The 16,946-nt window shown below is 74.2% G+C and carries 18 protein-coding genes; 4 read left to right on the top strand and 14 right to left on the bottom strand.

The genetic code is table 11. From position 1 onward, the window contains the following. Positions 1 to 122 precede the first annotated feature (122 nt). A complete protein-coding gene (locus ACFV6D_RS13905; RefSeq protein WP_380559793.1) occupies positions 123 to 416 on the bottom strand; it encodes a hypothetical protein in 294 nt (97 codons plus the stop codon). Next, complete coding sequence (locus tag ACFV6D_RS13900) at positions 406 to 675, bottom strand: hypothetical protein (RefSeq protein ID WP_380559791.1); 270 nt, start codon at positions 673 to 675, stop codon at positions 406 to 408. The genes ACFV6D_RS13905 and ACFV6D_RS13900 overlap by 11 nt, the downstream gene beginning before the upstream one ends. A 263-nt stretch (positions 676 to 938) precedes the next feature. Between ACFV6D_RS13900 and ACFV6D_RS13895 the strand changes: the two genes are divergently transcribed. Beyond that, entirely contained in the window at positions 939 to 1,772 is an 834-nt protein-coding gene (locus tag ACFV6D_RS13895; RefSeq protein ID WP_380559790.1) for a hypothetical protein, read from the top strand. 23 nt (positions 1,773 to 1,795) lie between these two features. Next, positions 1,796 to 2,317: a peptidylprolyl isomerase gene (locus tag ACFV6D_RS13890; RefSeq protein ID WP_380344247.1), complete on the top strand. Its 522-nt coding sequence runs from the start codon at positions 1,796 to 1,798 to the stop codon at positions 2,315 to 2,317. A 40-nt stretch (positions 2,318 to 2,357) separates the two neighbouring features. Here the strand turns inward: ACFV6D_RS13890 and ACFV6D_RS13885 are convergent, their stop codons facing one another. From ACFV6D_RS13885 to ACFV6D_RS13865, 5 genes are all read right to left on the bottom strand, one after another. Then, positions 2,358 to 2,966: a response regulator gene (locus ACFV6D_RS13885; protein WP_380344249.1), complete on the bottom strand. Its 609-nt coding sequence runs from the start codon at positions 2,964 to 2,966 to the stop codon at positions 2,358 to 2,360. Next, entirely contained in the window at positions 2,963 to 4,186 is a 1,224-nt protein-coding gene (locus ACFV6D_RS13880; RefSeq protein ID WP_380559788.1) for a sensor histidine kinase, read from the bottom strand. The genes ACFV6D_RS13885 and ACFV6D_RS13880 overlap by 4 nt, the downstream gene beginning before the upstream one ends. An 11-nt stretch (positions 4,187 to 4,197) precedes the next feature. Then, a complete protein-coding gene (locus ACFV6D_RS13875) occupies positions 4,198 to 4,620 on the bottom strand; it encodes a hypothetical protein (protein ID WP_363376075.1) in 423 nt (140 codons plus the stop codon). Between the two features lie 216 nt (positions 4,621 to 4,836). Then, complete coding sequence (locus tag ACFV6D_RS13870; protein WP_380559786.1) at positions 4,837 to 5,940, bottom strand: RICIN domain-containing protein; 1,104 nt, start codon at positions 5,938 to 5,940, stop codon at positions 4,837 to 4,839. 69 nt (positions 5,941 to 6,009) lie between these two features. After that, the gene (locus tag ACFV6D_RS13865; protein WP_380559784.1) at positions 6,010 to 7,125 is read right to left on the bottom strand and encodes an alpha/beta hydrolase; all 1,116 of its coding nucleotides are present in this window, start codon (positions 7,123 to 7,125) and stop codon (positions 6,010 to 6,012) included. A 284-nt stretch (positions 7,126 to 7,409) separates the two neighbouring features. Here ACFV6D_RS13865 and ACFV6D_RS13860 point away from each other — a divergent pair, with 284 nt between their 5' ends. Next, positions 7,410 to 8,480 (top strand): LuxR C-terminal-related transcriptional regulator, encoded by a 1,071-nt coding sequence (locus ACFV6D_RS13860; RefSeq protein ID WP_380559782.1) that lies wholly within the window; start codon positions 7,410 to 7,412, stop codon positions 8,478 to 8,480. Positions 8,481 to 8,531: 51 nt separating this feature from the next. On the opposite strand, the gene ACFV6D_RS13855 is transcribed toward ACFV6D_RS13860, so the two are convergent. Further along, entirely contained in the window at positions 8,532 to 11,279 is a 2,748-nt protein-coding gene (locus ACFV6D_RS13855; RefSeq protein ID WP_380559780.1) for a M4 family metallopeptidase, read from the bottom strand. 237 nt (positions 11,280 to 11,516) lie between these two features. On the opposite strand from ACFV6D_RS13855, the gene ACFV6D_RS13850 reads away from it, so the two are divergent. After that, positions 11,517 to 12,170: a class I SAM-dependent methyltransferase gene (locus ACFV6D_RS13850; RefSeq protein ID WP_063352855.1), complete on the top strand. Its 654-nt coding sequence runs from the start codon at positions 11,517 to 11,519 to the stop codon at positions 12,168 to 12,170. 91 nt (positions 12,171 to 12,261) lie between these two features. On the opposite strand, the gene ACFV6D_RS13845 is transcribed toward ACFV6D_RS13850, so the two are convergent. The 6 genes from ACFV6D_RS13845 to tgmA form a co-directional block, all read right to left on the bottom strand. Beyond that, complete coding sequence (locus tag ACFV6D_RS13845) at positions 12,262 to 12,738, bottom strand: hypothetical protein (protein WP_380344553.1); 477 nt, start codon at positions 12,736 to 12,738, stop codon at positions 12,262 to 12,264. A gap of 10 nt (positions 12,739 to 12,748) precedes the next feature. Next, positions 12,749 to 13,492 (bottom strand): helix-turn-helix domain-containing protein, encoded by a 744-nt coding sequence (locus tag ACFV6D_RS13840; RefSeq protein WP_380344556.1) that lies wholly within the window; start codon positions 13,490 to 13,492, stop codon positions 12,749 to 12,751. A 72-nt stretch (positions 13,493 to 13,564) separates the two neighbouring features. After that, positions 13,565 to 14,218, bottom strand: coding sequence for a hypothetical protein (locus ACFV6D_RS13835; protein ID WP_380344558.1), 654 nt, complete (start codon positions 14,216 to 14,218; stop codon positions 13,565 to 13,567). Between the two features lie 107 nt (positions 14,219 to 14,325). Continuing rightward, positions 14,326 to 15,468: an ATP-grasp peptide maturase system methyltransferase gene (tgmC, locus tag ACFV6D_RS13830; protein ID WP_380344561.1), complete on the bottom strand. Its 1,143-nt coding sequence runs from the start codon at positions 15,466 to 15,468 to the stop codon at positions 14,326 to 14,328. Beyond that, the gene (gene tgmB / locus ACFV6D_RS13825) at positions 15,465 to 16,430 is read right to left on the bottom strand and encodes an ATP-grasp ribosomal peptide maturase (protein WP_380344563.1); all 966 of its coding nucleotides are present in this window, start codon (positions 16,428 to 16,430) and stop codon (positions 15,465 to 15,467) included. The genes tgmC and tgmB overlap by 4 nt, the downstream gene beginning before the upstream one ends. Further along, positions 16,430 to 16,690 (bottom strand): putative ATP-grasp-modified RiPP, encoded by a 261-nt coding sequence (gene tgmA, locus ACFV6D_RS13820; protein WP_380344565.1) that lies wholly within the window; start codon positions 16,688 to 16,690, stop codon positions 16,430 to 16,432. Before tgmA ends, tgmB begins: the two co-directional genes overlap by 1 nt. Between the last annotated feature and the right edge of the window lie 256 nt (positions 16,691 to 16,946).

The following is a 16,946-nucleotide window of genomic DNA, read 5'->3' as shown; positions in this document are numbered from 1 at the left end:
CCAGCAGTCCCTCTACCCCGAACCCACCCCCCCGGCGCGGGGGGGCGCGCGGCCGCGCGCGCGCCCCCGCGCGCCCCGGCCGCCCACGCGGCCGGGGCACGCGGACGTCCGGGGCCGCACGCTCAGCCGCGGGGGCGGCGCCCGGAGATCGCCCGGGCGGCGAGTTCCGCGCGCCAGCGGGCCGCGTTGCCGCCGTCCAACTGGCCGGCGAAGGCGCGCCGCGCGGCCTGCACCAGCTCGGCCGAAGCGTTCGGGTACGCCTCCCAGACCGCCCAGAGCGCGTTCTCGGTGTCCTCGTCCAGGCCCGTGCAGGTGAGCGGCCCGGTCCCGGACAGGGTCTCGGCCAGCACCGCCTCGAAGACCCGCCGCAGCCGCTCGTCGTCGTCGCGCCCGCGGGCGGGGCGCTCAGCCACCATCGCTGCTGCCGCCGCCACCGCTGCCGCCATCCCAGCCGCCACCGTCGCCGCTGTCGCCGCCGCTCAGGCTCCGGTTCCGGCGCCGGCTGCGCGCGGAGCGGCGCAGCAGGGACCCCGAGACGAGCGTCGCGGACGCCACGGCGCGCACCCAGCGGGGGCCGCCGCGTTCGGCCCACACCACGCACACGCACCCGCCGACCGCGAGCACCAGGACACCGACCAGCACGGTACCGACCACGACCCACCCTCTCCCGTCCATCCCGTTTCCGGGCCGATCCTCTCAAGCCGAGCCCGCCGCCCGCGCCCCCGACCCGCCCGAAACCGGGATGATCCGCCATACAAGTGGACACCAGGCCTGTCCCGCAGGGAAGTTGGCGCCGCGCGGGATTCGCCCGACCCGCGCCCCGACCAGCGTCCCCGACCCGCGCCCCCCGACCTGCCCCCCGACCTGGCGCCGAGTGCGGTCACCAGCCCGCCGTGTGCCAGGATGCCGACACCGATCCTCTCGACCGGAGACCTTTCTTGACGATTCGCCGCACCACCGCCCTGGCCGCCGCCGCGACCGTGCTCTCCCTCACCGCGCTGACGGGCTGCAACGACGGCGCCCCCTCGGCGGCCCCGGCCCCCGCCGCCCCGCCGGTCACCACCCCGGCCGCGACGCCGACGACCCCCGACGCGGCCCCGACGTCCGCCCAGACGTCCGCCCCGGCATCGGGCCCGGCAGCGGCCTCGGCGTCCGCACCCGCGTCGGCCCCGGCCGAGGCGCCCGCCGGCGGGGTGATCGATCCCGAACAGGCCCTCGCCCAAGCCGCCCGCACGCCCTACGCGGCCTCCCAGGACTTCCGCACCGAGGGCGGCCCACTGGTCGCGACCACCACCGGCCGGATCAACCTCAACGGCAAGGTGCGCACCGGCCGTCTCACCGAGTCCCTCGGCGCCGGCGGCGGTTCGGCGGGCGACCCGGTCGTCGTCACCGAGGACGCGACGTACGTCAAGTCCGGCAGCGGCTGGCGCAAGTCCCCGCTCGGCGACCGGATCGCCGACTACCACGGTTACGCGAAGGCCCTGCTGGCGCTCGGCCCGGCCGCCCGCAAGGGCATGGAGGAGCAGAACGGCGCGCCCGCCTTCCACCTCTCCGGCACGCTCGACCTGGAGAAGATGCGCGCCGTGGACGCCGAGCACTACCTCAACCTCAAGCGCATGGGCGTGACGTCCTTCCAGCTCGACCAGTGGATCGACGCCCAGGGCCGCACCGTGCGCTTCGACCAGCGCGTCGAGATCAGGGGCACCGCGACGCGCACCTACGGCACCTTCCGCGACTTCGGCCCCGTCGAGCCGGTCCCCGCCCCCAACTGACCATCCGAGCAAAGGAGTCCGCCATGGCCAAGGGCCTGTTCGCGACCCTGCACACCACCCTGGGCCCGATCCGGCTGGAGCTGTTCCAGTTCCACGCGCCGAAGACGGTCCGCAACTTCGTCGAACTCGCCGAGGGCGCCCGGGAGTACACCGACCCGCGCACCGGCGAGCCCGGCAGCGGCCCGTACTACGACGGCACGCTCTTCCACCGCGTGGTGGCCGGCTTCATGGTCCAGGGCGGCGACCCCACCGGCAGCGGCACCGGCGGCCCGGGCTACGCCTTCGCCGACGAGTTCCACCCCGAACTGCACTTCACCAAGCCGTACCTGCTCGCCATGGCCAATTCCGGCCCGGGCACCAACGGCTCGCAGTTCTTCATCACGGTCGGCACGCCGGCCCACCTGAACCGCCGGCACACCATCTTCGGCCAGGTCGCCGACGCCGACTCCCGGGCCGTCGTCGACGCCCTCGCGGCCGTCCCCACGGACGGCGAACGCCCCGTCGACGACGTCGTGATCACCCAGGTCACCGTCGAGCGGCTCTGACGCCCGTCCCGGGCAGCCCTGCGCCCGTCGTCCGGCGGTGTCAGAGCCAGCCGCGGTCGTCGGCGGTGCGCAGGGCCTCGGTGCGGTTGCGGGTGGCGGTCTTGGCGATGGCGGAGGAGAAGTAGTTGCGCACGGTGCCCTCCGAGAGGTAGAGCTTGCCGGCGATCTCGGCGACGCCGGCCCCGGAGCGGGAGGCGTTCAGCACGTCGCGTTCGCGGGCGGTGAGCGGGGAGGCGCCGGCCGCCAGGGTGGCCGCGGCCAGTTCCGGGTCCACCACGCGTTCGCCCGCCGCGACCCGGCGGATGGCGTCGGCGAGGACTTCGGCCGGCGCGTCCTTGACGACGAAGCCGACCGCGCCCGCCTCCATCGCCCGGCGCAGGTAGCCGGCGCGTCCGAAGGTGGTGAGGATGACGACCCGGCAGCCGGGCACCTGCTGGGCCAGGACGGCGGCGGCGGCCAGGCCGTCGAGGCCGGGCATCTCGATGTCCAGGAGGGCCACGTCGGGCCGGTGTTCGCGGGCCGCGTCGACGACCTGGTCGCCGCGCCCGACGGCGGCGACCACCTCGAAGCCGTCCTCCAGGTCGAGCAGGGCGCACAGCGCGGTGCGGACCAGTTCCTGGTCCTCGGCGAGCAGCAGGCGGATCGTCATGTCGTCCCTTTCCGGGCGGGGGTGCGCCGGTGGCGGGCGCCCGGCGGGACGGTGACCAGCAGCCGCCACCCGCGCGGGCTCAGCGGGCCGGCTTCGACGGTACCGCCGGCCGCCGCGACCCGTTCCCGCAGCCCCCTCAGGCCCTTCCCGATCCCGCTGCCCTCGCCGGTCCCGCCGCCCCCGCCGGTCCCGCCGGTCCTGCCGTCCGCGCCCGTCCCGTCGTCGCGGATCTCCACGGAGGAGCCGGTGACGGTCACGGTGCAGCGGTCGGCCCGGGCGTGCCGGACCACGTTGGTCAGGCCCTCGCGCACCACCCAGCCGAACAGTTCCCCGTCCTGCGCGGCGACGGGGTCGGTGGACGTCGGCAGGTCGGCGACCACCCCGGCGGCGCGCAGCAGTTCGCGTCCGCGCGCCAGTTCGCCGGCCAGCGTGACGTCGCGGTAGCCGGTGACCGCGGCCCGGACGTCGGCCAGTGCCTGCCGGGACAGCGACTCCACCGCGGCCATCTCCGCCAGCGACTGGTCGAGGTCCTTGGCGGCGAGGCGCTGGGCCAGGCGGGACTTGACGGTGATCGCGGTGAGCGAGTGCCCGAGCAGGTCGTGCAGGTCGCGCGCGATCCGGTTGCGTTCGGCCTCCGAGGCCAGCCGCGCCACCTCGGCCCGGGCGGCCACCAGGGCCTGGTTGGTGGTGGCGATCTCCGCGAACGCCCCCGTGGTGAGCACGGTGAACAGCAGCGCCAGCGCCTGGAAGGTGCCGGGCCCGGTGTGCCAGGCGGGCACCGCCCACGGCACCAGCAGGGCGGCCAGGGTGGCGGCGGCGGTCACCCGGGTGGCGTGGCGGCGCCGCAGCACGGCGACGAAGGAGACCACGACGGTGGCGAGGTAGAACGCGTTCTCGTGGGCGAACGGCAGCGCGGCCAGGAACAGCGCGCTCATCACCGCCAGCAGCAGGAGCACCTGCCGCCGCCGGCCGCGGACCATCGCGGTGGCGGTGAGGACGAAGCAGAGGCAGAACGCGCCGACGACCGCGTACCCGGCGACCAGGGCCGCCCCGGACACGTTGTCGTTCACGGCGACGGCGGTCAGGCACGGGTAGACCAGCATCCCGGCGCCCAGCATGATCCGCCGCCAGCCCTGCACCCACCGCTGCGGGGCGCGCTCCCCTGTGGCGCGCTCCGCAGCGGCGTGCCCGGGGAGGGTCGCCTGCGTGTCCTCGTCCACCCTCGCCTGCCTCACGTCGCGTCGGATCGCGCGAACAGGGTACGCAGGTGGCGTCCGTTGATCACGGCGGCCACCCCCGCCAGCACCAGCCCGCACAGGGCCTGCTCGGCCTTCATCCAGAACGGGAAGGTCCCCGGCACGCAGATGATCACGACGATCGCGGCGATCATGACGGCCGAGATGATCCGCAGCCGCCGGTACGCCGCGTGCGAGCCGCGGGCGGCCCGGGTGGTGAACAGGGACGTGACCACGGCGCTGGCCACGACGAGGCTGCCGCGGATCCACACGGCCGGGTTCACCAGGTCGGGGTGGTCGCGCAGGGCGTAGGCGGCCGCCAGGGTGACGACGCTGAGGCCCAGGTAGGCGAACACCAGCCGCCTGATGGTGCGGAAGGCCCGAACGGTGTCGGGGTGGTTCACATCGGTGGAGGTCATGCCCCCATGCTGTCCGCGCCGCGCCCCCGCCCGGCAGTGTGCTGGCGCACCGGCCGACCGTGACAATTGTCAGCAGGTCAGGTCAGGGAAGGGCTGGTCAGGACGGGTCAGGACGGGTCACGTCAGGGCGGGGAAGGGCGGGTCAGGGCCGGGGGAAAGCGGGGCCGCCGCCCGGCGGGGCCGGGCGGCGGCTGGCTGTCGGTCGTGCGGTGGGGCTCAGGAGCAGCTGGTGAAGGTGGGGCTGGTGTTGGCGATGTAGAGGGTGGCGCCGCCGCTGGGGTCGGAGGTGAGCGGGACGGTGACGGTGTCCTCGGCGGTCCACGGGAAGCCGCGGGCGTCGAACGTCCAGCTGCCGGTGACCTTGCGGGCGAGTTCGGCCAGCGTCACCCAGCCGTACTGCTGGGGCGGGACGTTGACGGTGACGGCGTTGTTGACGGTGGTCGAGCCCTGCCAGACGTTGCTGTAGTTGACGGCGGTCTTGACCGCGGTGGTGAAGACGCCGCCGGGGGCGCCGCCGGAGATGTCCGCCCCGATCTCGCCGCCGAGGGTGCTGGACCAGCCGGTCATGTTGGTGACCGCGAAGTTCTGCTGGGCGGCGCTGCTGGTGTTGTTGAACCAGATCGAGGAGACGCAGATCTTGGGCAGCGGTGCCGCGGGGGCCTCGCTCTTGACGGCCCAGGAGCAGGAGGAGACGTCCTTCTGGCACTGCTTGGCGGCGTGGTCGACGGCGAGGCTGCGGGCGGCCTGCGGGAAGCCGGTGGACCACTGCTGGTTGGCGGTGCCGTTGCAGGTGTACTGGTCGGTCCAGGCGTCGTCGTACTGGGCGCCGAGCAGCAGGTCCAGGCAGGTGTTGTCGCCCAGGTGGCGGATCATGAACGCGTCGGCGGCCCCGGCGACCGGCTGCAGGAACCACCGCTGGCTGGACTGCCCGGCGCAGGTCTGCTGGCGCAGGGCCGGGGTGAAGAAGGCCAGGTCGATGCACTTGCCGGTGTCGTTGTTGACGATGGTGAAGGAGAAGTCGGAGGGGTCGACGCTCAGCCGCCAGGACTGGTGGTAGCCGGGCGCCGAGTTGGTGACGATGTAGGCGCCGTCGCCCATGGTGCCGTTCTGGACGTCGAGTTGGCGCCCGTTGCTGAGGGACTTGATGGTCAGGCACTGCTGCGGGGAGGCGCAGGCGGCGGCCGGTGCCGTGGCGGCGTGGGCCCGCGCGGTCGCGAACGGGGAGGCGGTGAAGCCCAGGGCGGCGCAACAGGCCACCAGGACGGCCGCGATCAGGCGCAGCCAGGGAGCCGGTCGGCTCGGGGTCGTGGCGGAGAGCACGGGGTCGGGTCCTTTCGTCGGGAACAGGGAGAGGGGAGAGGAGTCGGAAAGAAGGGGAGGGCGGGCCGGTCAGGCGGCGGCGAAGGCCGCTTCCAGGCGGGGGACGTAGTCCACGAGGTCCTGCGCCCAGCAGCCCGCACTGTGGCCGCCGTTGCAGGCGGTGCCCCAGCCGGCGCCGTTGCCGTAGTCGACGTAGTGGTAGCGGTACCCGAGGGCGTCCAGGCGGTCCTTGAGGCGCTTGGCGGTGCCCTCGGCCCAGAACTCCATGTCGGAGGCGCTGCCGTTGCCGTTGCCGGTGTAGACCGCGATGCCGGTGTCGGTGAGCGCGCCCAGGCGGGAGACCGGGTCCGCGGCGTTCCAGCGCCAGTCGGCGTTGAACACCGGGTACGGCGAGCCGAAGATCGCGTCGCTGGAGACCGTGGGGCCGAAGTCGAGGCCGCAGGGCTTCCCGTCGCTGGGCCCGCACAGCACGGTGCCGGCGTTGGTCAGGGTGGCGACCACGGCCCCGCGGATGATCATCTCGTTCACGGAGAGGTCGTTCGCGCCGGACATGGTGAGGACCTGGCCGAACAGCCGGGGCCGGTCCTGCGCGTAGTGCAGCGCGCCGAAGCCGCCCATCGACAGGCCGCCGACGGCCCGGCTCTTACGGCCCGTCAGGGTGCGCAGGTTGGCGTCGATGAACGGGACCACCTGGTCGAGGTGGAAGGTCTCCCAGTTCTGCGCCCCGGCGGCGGTGTTCTGGTCGAGCCAGTCGGTGTACCAGCCGCGCAGGCCGCCGTCCGGGATGACGGTGATCATCGACTGCGCGGCGGTGAGGGCGGGGTAGGCCAGGGCCGGGTCGCTCGGGTTGTCCGAGGCGCCGTGCAGGAAGTACAGGACCGGGTAGCGCTTGGCCGGGCTGGCCGCGTAGTCGGCGGGCAGCAGGATCCGGATGGTGTGCTCCCCGGCGACCTGGGGTGTGGTGACGGTGAGCACGAAGTTGGTGGCGCTGCCGGTGGCGGCGCCGACCTGGGTGAGCCCGAAGCCGTCCTTCATCGGCGGCGGGGCGGGGGTCTCGGCGTGCGCGGCGGGCACGCCCAGCAGCAGGAGGCAGGCGGCCAGGGCGGCGACGGCCGCCTTGGCGTGCCGGAGCCGGGCGCGCAGGGGCCGTACGGGCGGGCGCCGGGCGGGCTGGGCTGGTGTCATGGGTTGTCCTTGGCCGTGAGGGTGCCGCCGTTCCCGGGGGGAACCGCTGGGACTGTCTGAACACCGACAACTCTTGCGAGATCACCTCGCGGTCCGCCAGAGCGCCCTGCGGCGCACCTGGGCCACTGGCGCATGTGCGCCACCGGCGTGGGTAGCCTCCGACGGCCCGTCCGGGCGACACCGGTACAACGACAAGCCGACAAACCGACGAGCGGACGGGCCGACACACCGGCAGACGGACACACCGATACGCCGACACACCGATACACCGATACACCGACACGATGACGGGGGACGTCGTGCACGACGTGCTGGATCCCGACTCCGAACGCGGCCGGGTCTACCGCTGCCTGGTCGGCCGTCCGCAGGCGCGGGCGGCGGAGCTGGCGGCCGGGGTCGGCCTCGGCGAGGGCGCCGTCCTGGCCGTGCTCAGGGAACTCGCCGACGAGGGCATCGTCGTGGCCTGCAACGGCGACGGCCCGCGCGACGACGGCCATTGCGGCGACGGCCACTTCGACGACGGCCCGCGCGGCGACGGCCCGCGTGGCAACGGCCACCGCGACCGCGACCGCGCCTGGGAGGCGCTGCCGCCCGGCCGGGTGGTCGAGGCGGTGCTGCAGAGCGACGCCGTCCGGCAGGCCACGGCGCGCCGGGCCGGGGCGGAACTGGAGCGCCTCTACCGCTTCGCCCGGCGCGACGCCGGCACCTACGGCGCCCTGGAGGTGGTCGAGGACGCCGCCCAGGTGCTGGCGGCCAGTCGGCGCCTCCAGCTCGCCGCCCGCCACCAGGTGCGGGTCATCGATGTGCCGCCCTACTCCGGCAGTTCGGGCTACTACCTCGACCAGGAGGTGCTGCAGCGCCAGCGGATGGCCGCCGGGGTCGTCTACCGCTCGATCTACCACGGCTGCGCCTTCGACGACCCGGTCGCGGGCCCCAACATGGCGCGCATGGTCGAGGCGGGGGAGCAGGCCCGCACGCTGGACGAGCCGCCGCTCAAGCTGGCCCTGGGCGACGACGACCTGGCGATCGTCACGCTGGCGGCCGACGGGCGCCCGGGCGTCGTCTCGCTGCTGATCCGGCCCTCGGGCCTGCTGCGGGCGCTGGCCGCGGTGTTCGAGACGCTCTGGCGGCTGGCCGTCCCGGCGTCGGTGTCCGCCGTCGACCTGCAGATCGGTGAGCGGGACCGCCGCATCCTGACCCTGATGGCCAGTGGTGCCACGGACGACGCCATCGCCCGGCGGCTGGGGCTGGGGCGGCGCACGGTAGTGCGCCGGGTCTCGGCGCTGCTGGCCCAGCTGGGGGCCACCACGCGTTTCCAGGCGGGCGTGCAGGCGGCCCGGCGCGGCTGGCTGTGAGCCGTCCGCGCCGGGCCGGACCCCTGGGGGGTGGGGGTCAGGGAAAGGTGGTCAGCAGGTGCCCGCCGCGCGGTCGCGCACGACCAGGTCGGTGCGGCCGGGGGTGGAGTCCAGCCAGACGACCCGGGTGCCCTGGTCGGCCGCGGGCTGGTCCTGGCCGCCCCGGTCGCAGGAGAGGCGCTGCGGGGTGCCGCCGCCGGTCGGGAGCTGCCAGAGCTTGGGCAGCGCGGCGTTGGTCCAGCCGCCGGCGGGCTTGGTGCTCTGGACCTTGTAGGTGACGGCCTGGTCGGAGGCGGTGAGGTCGCTGCCGGGCGTCGGGGCGTTCGGCGAGTCGGCGGCCAGTATCTCGTTCACGCCGGAGCCGTCCAGGGCGCCGGAGCGGATGGAGGCGCGGGCGGCCGCGCCGGCGGGGGTGTCCAGCCACAGCAGCCGGCCGCCGGCGAGCCGGGCGGAGGAGGCGGTGGTCGCGGCGGCGCCGGGGGCGGCGTGCGCGGTGTACTGCGCGGTGACCTTGCCGGCGGCGATCGAGTAGACGGTCGGCGCGGTGACGTACTGCTGCCCGTCCTGCCAGGACTCGGTCCAGGCGAGGTAGCCGTCCTTGAGGGTGAGGTCGTCCGGGTGGTGCCCGTCGGCCAGCGGCAGTTCGACCGCGGGGGCCCCGTCGTGGGACAGCCACAGGCTGGTGCGGCCGGCGGCGGAGTCGTGCACGGTGAAGGCGATGTCGCCGCCGGAGACCTGCGGGTTGCCGGGCTCCTTCCCGTCGGCGCGGAACAGGCTGCGGACCGGGCCGGCGCCGGACAGCGGTGCGGTCAGCAGCTCCCGGCTGTGGTCCTTGGCGGTGGTGCCGATGGCCTTCCACACGGCGTTGGTGCCGTCGGTGGAGGGCCAGCTGTGGTAGCGGCCGTCGTCGGGGCTGAGCCGGACGGGGGCGCCGCGCCCGGTGGTGGAGCCGGTGTACAGCGCGGTGGTGCCGGGCAGGGTGCCGCCCGTGCCCTTGACCGGGTCGGGGGCGGGGGCCATCGCCACCCAGTGCCCGCCGCCGGCGGCCGGGGGCGCCATCGAGTAGGAGAGGTTGCGGGCCAGCGTGCGGCTGTCCATGCCGATCCGGCTCTCCCAGCCGGCCTTGATCCCGTGTGCGTCGAACGCGGCTGCCACGGTGCGCAGTTGGGCGTGGCTGAGGCCGAGGTCGCGGCCGGCCGCGAGCGCGGCGTTGCGCCCGGCCACGAAGTCGTCGAGCGGGGTGAGGTAGGCGGTGAGCGCCCGGTAGACCACCCGGTCGGCGGTGAGCGGGTCGAGGGTGCGCCGGATGTCCCACAGGGCGCCGCTGAAGATGGTGGCGTTGAGGTGCTGTCCGCCGTTGTCGACCGTGCCGCCGAGGTAGTCGTTCACGGTGGTGCGGTGGTCGTCCATCCGGCGGTCCGCGCAGGCCTGCGGGGTGCCGGTGCGGCACTTGCTCTCGCCGAGCAGCGCCGCCGCCGGGTCGTTCATGGACATGCCGCGGGCGGTGACCTCGATGGCGTTGCCGAAGTAGTCGGCGAGCCCCTCGTTCATCGCGCCGGCCTGGCCCATGCCGGCCAGGTCGGCGGTGTTCGATATGACGCCGTGGGTCATCTCGTGGCCGGCGATGTCGAGGGCGGCGGAGAACGGGTAGTAGTTGGGGCCCCCGCTGCCGTAGACCATCTTCTTCCCGTCCCAGTACGCGTTGGCGTAGGGGGCGCCGTCCTGGGACACGTTGACGACGGAGGTGATCGCGCCGCCCTTGCCGTCCAGGCCGTTGCGGCCGAACCGGTCGTGGTAGAAGTCGTACACGATACCGGCGTTGACGCTGGCGTCGGTGGCGCCGCTGGTGCCGGCGGAGGCCGGGAAGTCCGGGCCGGGGGAGTGGGCCGGGGGGAGGTCGGCGGGGATGCCGCCGCCGAAGTCCATCTCGTCCCGGCCGCCCGCGTCGTAGGTGGTGATGGTGGCGGGCCGGGTGAGGTCGGTGAGCTGGTAACTGCCGTCCGGCAGGCGGGCGATGTTCACCTTGGCGGAGTTGCCGCGGGCGTCCGGCGCGGTCCCGGTGGCGGGTTCGAGGCCGGCCGCGGCGGCGCGCTGGTCGGTGCCGCCCGCCGGGAGCGGGGCGCGGGTGTCGTAGGCGAGGGCGACCACGCCGACGGTGGCGTCCACGAAGACCTCGCGGGCCGCCGGCCCCCCGGTCGCCGGGTCGGTGGCGTGCACGGTGAAGCGCTGGGCGAGCCGGCCGGCGCCGTCCGGCAGGACGACCAGGCCGTGGTCCTCGGCGGTGGCCGCGGCCCGGGCCTTCGGGTCCTGGACGGAGCCGAGCGCCAGGTCCCGCAGGGCGGCGGCCGGGACGGTGGCGGTGGTCGGCACGGTCAGGCCGGTGAAGTACTTGCCGCCGACCGACTCGACGCGCTGCCCGGCGCCCTCGCCCGTCAGGTGCACCAGGTACTGCGCGCCGAACACGGGAACGCCGTCGTGGCGCTGCTCGAACCTGACGGTGCGCCGGCCGTCGGGGGTGCTCTCGGAGCCGACCTCGGCCAGCTCGCCGGGGTCGACGTGGTAGCGGTCGGCGTGGGCCGCGAGGTGGGCGCGGGCGGCGTCGGCGGGGCTGCCGACGGCCGGCTCGGCCAGGCCGGTGACCAGCTGCGGGGCGGCGGTGTCCTGACCGGCCACCAGGGAGGGCACCGGGTCGGGGGCGGTCGCGGGCCCGGCCAGCGCGGGCGGCGCGGCCAGGGCCAGCGCCACCACGGCGGTGGCGCTGATGCCGAGTGCTGTGGACGTGCGGGAACGACGGGGCACGGAGGTCCTCTCGCAGGGCCGAACGGTGGTCGCGGCGGGCCGGTCGCGCCGACCACCGCGACGATCACGATAAGTCATCCAACGTCATATGTCGATAGACTTTCTATATGCCCCCGGAGAGCCGGAACCCGACCCCCGCAACCGGCCCGCAACCGGCCCCCGAAACCCCCAACCCGCCCCGCCCGGCGAGCGATTCGTTCAAGACGCCACCACACCCCCCGACCGACACTGACCCCCATGACCGATCGCGCCTTCACCCCCGCCGCCGGCCGCCTCGGCCCCGTACGCCTCTACGACCCCATCGTCTCCCTCACCCGCGAACGCCTGTGGCGCAGCCTGCTCGCTATGCACGTGGCCCCCCGCCCCGACGACGTGATCCTCGACGTCGGCTGCGGCACCGGCTCCCTGGCCGTCCTCCTCGGCCGCGTCGAACCCCGCGCCCGCGTCATCGGCGTCGACCCCGACCCCACCACCCTCGAAGTGGCCCGCCGCAAGGCCGCCGCCGCCGGCGTCACCCCCGAATGGCACATCGGCATGGGCGACGCCGTCGCCGACCTCGTGGGCGCCGAAACAGCCGACACCGTCGTCTCCAGCCTCGTCCTCCACCAGTGCCCCATCCCCATGAAACAGGCCGTCCTCGCCTCCATGCACACGGCGCTGCGCCCCGGCGGCAAGCTCGTCATCGCCGACTTCGGGCGCCAGCGCACGGCCGCCATGCGCCTGGCGTTCCGCATCGTGCAACTGGCGGACGGCAAGGAGGACACCCAGCCCAACGCCGACGGCATCCTGCCCCGGCTGATCACCGAGGCCGGCTTCCACGGCGTGCGCGAGACCGAGACCGTCTCCACGCTCACCGGCTCGCTGTCGTTCTACGTCGCCCGCCGCGCGTAGGCCGCGCCCGCGCCGCCCGCCGGGTTCCCCGCCCGTTGGGTTCCCCGTGCGACCGGGGGAGATGACGCACCGGCAGGCCCGCACCTCCTGCTCAGCCGAGCGCCGTGTACTTCACCCGCTCCTGGAGCGGAGTCAGGCACTCCGTCAGCCGGCGTGCCTCGATGCTCTCCACGCGGTCGGGCGGTTCGTCCTCGTCCCCGGCCCAGCACATGTAGATGTCGACCGGCCCGTGCAAAAGGGCCGCGGACACCAGCGCCGCCAGGAACTCCCGTGAGTGCTTCTGCGCGAGGAACTCCTCGCGCTCCTCGTCCCGCATCGCGTCGACGAGCGCCATCGCGTCGGCCGTGTCGGTGAACCCCTCCCACTCGAACCGGGAGCTGTTGAACCCGCAGCCGCAGCCCTCGTGCGAGCCGACGCAGGTCACGTGCGGTGAAGTGAAGCGGGCTCGAACGGGCGCGTCGGCGGCAGTCTCGCGAACCCCGCAGTAGCAGGTCCCGAGCTGCGGACCGGCGGCGCAGGGGATCGGCAGCACGGGCTGTTCGGTTCCGATCCACACCATCAGACACATGCGGACGAGGCTACGCCCGGCCCGAGGCACCCGCCGGACTGCCTGCCCGGCCCGGGCCGCCCGCCGGGCCCGAGGCGCGCAGCACCGGGAGCACCGCCGACGGCGTCAGCCCCGTCATCTCCCGCATCTGGCGGCTGAAGTGCGCCTGGTCCGCGAAGCCGCCCGCCAGCGCCGCCTCGGCGAGCGTGCGCCCCTCGCCCAGCGCGTCGGCGGCGCGGGCCAGCCGCCGCCAGATCCGCCAGCGCGCCAGCGGCACCCCCAACTGCCGCCGTGCCAGCGCCCGCAGGCGCTGCGGCGACAGTCCCACCCGGGCCGCCAGCCCCGGCAGCGCGACCCGGTGGTCCGTCAGCGCCTCCATCGCCGCCCACAGCCGCACGTCCACCTCGGCCGACGGCAGCACCCCGGACGGACACAGGTCCTCCTCCGCCAGGTCCCGCCACTGGGGCGCCACGGTGACACCGTCACCGCACCCCGCCCGCAGCCGGTCCGCGAACGCGCAGTGCGGATCGACGAAGAACGCCGACACCCCCCGGACCGGCGCCATCCGGTGCCACACCATCGGCGCCACCACCACCGCCGCGCCCCGGTGGCGGACCCCGGCCCCGTCCACGATCGTCACCTCGCCGCCCGCCGCCGCGACGGCAACCTGGAACGCGGCGTGCCGGTGTGACGTACTGTCCGCCAACGGCCCCCGGTACAGCGCGTACCCCGCGCCCACGACGAAGCGCCGCCCGATCCCCTCCCACTGCCCCATCCGCCCGATGCTGCCAGAGCACCGCACCCGCCACCCCGGATTCCGGCCACCCCCGGGAACCGTCGGACCCGCCTACCGCCTCAGGCCCACGTCGCGGGCCTTCCAGGCCAGGAACGCCGAGAACCGGACCGTGCCCGCCAGCCCGGCCAGGGCGAGCACGATCCACAGCGGGATCCCGAACAGGCTCGGCCGGCTCGTGATCATCCGCTCGCCGGCGAGCCACACCCTGGTCTCGTGGCCGTCCGGATACAGCTTCCCGGTGGGCCGCTCCTCGCTGAACTCCCGGCCGCCGGCGCTCCAGTGGTACGTGCAGCCGTAGACGTCGTGGCCCTGGTTCTGGTCGTCCAGCTCCCGGCCCGTCGTCCGGCAGCCCGTCACGGTGGCCGTGACGCCGGGCGGCTCGTGCAGCCTGGTCCGGACGGCGTAGGCGGCCTGCGCCGCCGCGAACACCGTGCCCAGGGCGAGTACGAGCAGCAGCACCAGCGCCACGCAGGAGACGACGTAGTCGGTGGTGGAGACCCGACGCAGCAGCGGCAGCGAGGCGCCGACGGCCGCCACCAGCGCGATCCCGCACACCACCAGCCACCACCGCGGATTGCCTGGCAGGTCCTGCGACCCCGCCCACACCACCGGCCCGGCCGCGCCCCCCAGCACCACCACCCCCGCCACCACACCCACCGCACAACGTCGGTGCAGCGCCCCCCACGCCACGGAAGCCTCGCGCACCACCCCGCCCCCTCTGCCCGTTCACCCTCGCCACCCCGAGGACGCCCCCACCCGAAGCCACGGTTTCGGTCCGGTGCGACACGGCTCGGTGCGGGGCTGAGCCAGGCCTATACGGGCAGATCCCATCCGGGCCCGTCCTCGGTGCCGAGCCAGACCCGCTGTCCGGCCGCCGACACGGTGATCCCGAAGCGATCCTGGTGCGGCTCACCGGCCGCCTGCCAGGTCTCAACCGTCTGCTCGACCTGGTCCCACAGGGAGACGGGCCCGCGCTGAGTCACCGTCCACCCGCCGGCGGGGTCGGGCGCCGTCCGGGCCTGCGATCCGGTGGCCAGGTCCCAGAGGATCTGTTGAGCCCCCACACCCATGCGGATTGCCCCGGGTGCGGCAAGCTGGGCCACCCAAGCGCCCGTCCAACTGTCCAGCTTCGCCGGGTCGATGCGGGTCGGACGCTCCTTGCCGGGCAGGAGGTCCAGCGTCGGGCGGGGCGGTCGGTCGTGCGTGCGGGCGATCATGAAACCGGTTTGGCCGGTCAGGAACCGGCCAGCGGCCTCGCCAGGTCCGGTCACGTCGAGCAGCACGAGGGCGTTCGCGTAGCTCCACCCGGAGAGGGTGACCAGGATTCGACCGCCGGGCTTGACCTGGTGGAGCCAGGAGAGAGGGACGTACCGGACGGAACAGGTGGCGATGATCCGGTCGTACTGCCCGCCGTCCGGGTCGCCGCGCAGCCCGTCACCGATGATCAGCCGGGGGGAGAATCCCGCAGTCCTGATCGCCGCCGCCGCTGCCGCGCCGACTGCGGGGTCGTACTCGATGCTGGTGAGGTCGGCGTCCCCGAGGCGGTGCGCGCCGAGGGCGGTCGAGTACCCGGTGCCCGTACCGATCTCCAGTACCCGGTGCCCGGCCTCGGCGCCCAGCTGCTGCCACATGCGCAGTACGACGGACGGGAGGGTGGACGACGATGACGGGATACCTGTCACGGTCTCCCCAGCGGTGTCCTCGGGCCCGATGCGGCCGTCGAGTTGGGTCACCAGCGTCTGGTCGTCGTAGATCCCGGCCAGCCACCCGGGCTCGCCCTGACGGACGGACCGGTAGCTGGTCGGAACGCTGCCGGCGACCGGAGCGAAGTAGGTTCCGACGAAGAGCTCTCGCGGAACGGCCCTCGCCGCACTGTCCCACTCGCGTTCGGTCAGCGTGCCGTCCTCGGTGAGCCTGTCGGCCAGAGCGGTGCGGAGTTCAGCCGGCGTGCTCATGCGTCACGGCCTTTCTGTAGCTGGTCGGCGAGGGCGCGGGCAATCGCCTCGGTGGTCTCGGCCGGCTGCCATGCCCACTGGCCGTTCGGGTTGCATTCAAGGAAGTACCAGTCGCCCGAGGCGGTCACGGCGAAGTCGAACGCGCCGTAGACCAGCCGAAGTTCTCCGAGGTAGGCGGCGACCGAACGTGCGACCGGCTCGGGTACGCCGATCGGGGTGCACGTCATCCGGTCCTGGCGGCGCCGCCAGTCAAGGTCGGGGCTGTCGACCCGGACGCCGAACAGGCGGTTGCCGACGGCCGTCACCCTTGCGTCGAACAGCTTCGGCACCTTCGCCTGGAAGAGGTGCGGGCAGGCGGACACGGCGCCGGTGATGTCGGCCGGATCGACCTCGCGCACCCACACGGCGTGAGGCTGCCCGCCGACCGAGTAGGGGATGTTCCACAACGGCTTGTACACCGCCCCGGCGGCCTGGGCCGCCACGAACTCCCGTGCCTCGTCCGCGCTGTTCGTGATCACCGTGTCGGGGACCGGGAACCCGCAGCGCTGCGCGGCCGCCAATTGTGCCGGCTTGTGCTCGGCCGCACGGTTGGCCCAGGGGTGGTTCACGTAGTGCGCGGCGGGGAGCGAGGCGAGGATGCCGCCCGCACCCCACAGGGATTGCGAGGCGGCGAACCGGCGGTCCTGGCCGTCCAGTTCGGAGGGCCCTTCGTAGGGTGAGGCCCGGCGCACCCAGACGGACCGGACGGCGGAGAGGTCGAGCTCCCGGCTGGCCGTGCGCAGGGTGCCCCGCTGCTGGCCCGTGCGGTACGTGGCGATCAGCGAGGCACCCGTGTGCAGGTCGGCGCCGGGATCGAGCCGGACCGCCGGAACCCGGCGCTCGGCGAGCACCCGCAGTACCGCATCCGCGGTCACGTCAAGGGGATTGGTCAGCACCAGCACCGACCCGCTTCGGTCGTTCATCAGCCGTTGCTCTGGTCCTGGTCGTAGGACTCGGTGCTGTCGGCGTCGGTCGGCCCGCCCGGTTTTCCGTCGGGCGTGGTCGTGGTGGGCGTCAGGCCGCTCGTGCTGGTGCCGTGCCCGCCCAACTCGACCGTGCGCCCGTGCTCGTCCACGATCACCGCAATCTGCGTCTCGGGGTCGATGACGGGCGTGTGCTGCGGGACCGGGACGGTAGCCGTGAACGGCCCCATCCGGGTGGTACCCCACGGTGCGGTTGTCATCTGTACTGCGCCTCCATTTCGTGGTGGTGCTGACAGGATCAACAACTCGGCCGGTTGGCCGAGTTGTGCAATCCCACCCCGGTCGCTCGACCTGTCCGGGGTCGGGACGGCCGGGGTGGGGGCTTGGGAACCCGATCCGAGCGGAACGGACCTCAAGTCCGTGACGAGTTCGCCGACCTGCGGGCGGTATCGCGGCTTCGGGGACGCGGGGGTGCTTTTGAGCGCCACGACAGTGGCTCCGTTCCGTAGTTCGACG

Source organism: Kitasatospora sp. NPDC059812, assembly GCF_042732075.1.
In the GTDB taxonomy this organism is placed as follows: Bacteria; Actinomycetota; Actinomycetes; order Streptomycetales; family Streptomycetaceae; genus Kitasatospora.
Note: the sequence above shows the minus strand (reverse complement) of the source record. Positions and strands in the feature narration are given on the sequence as shown.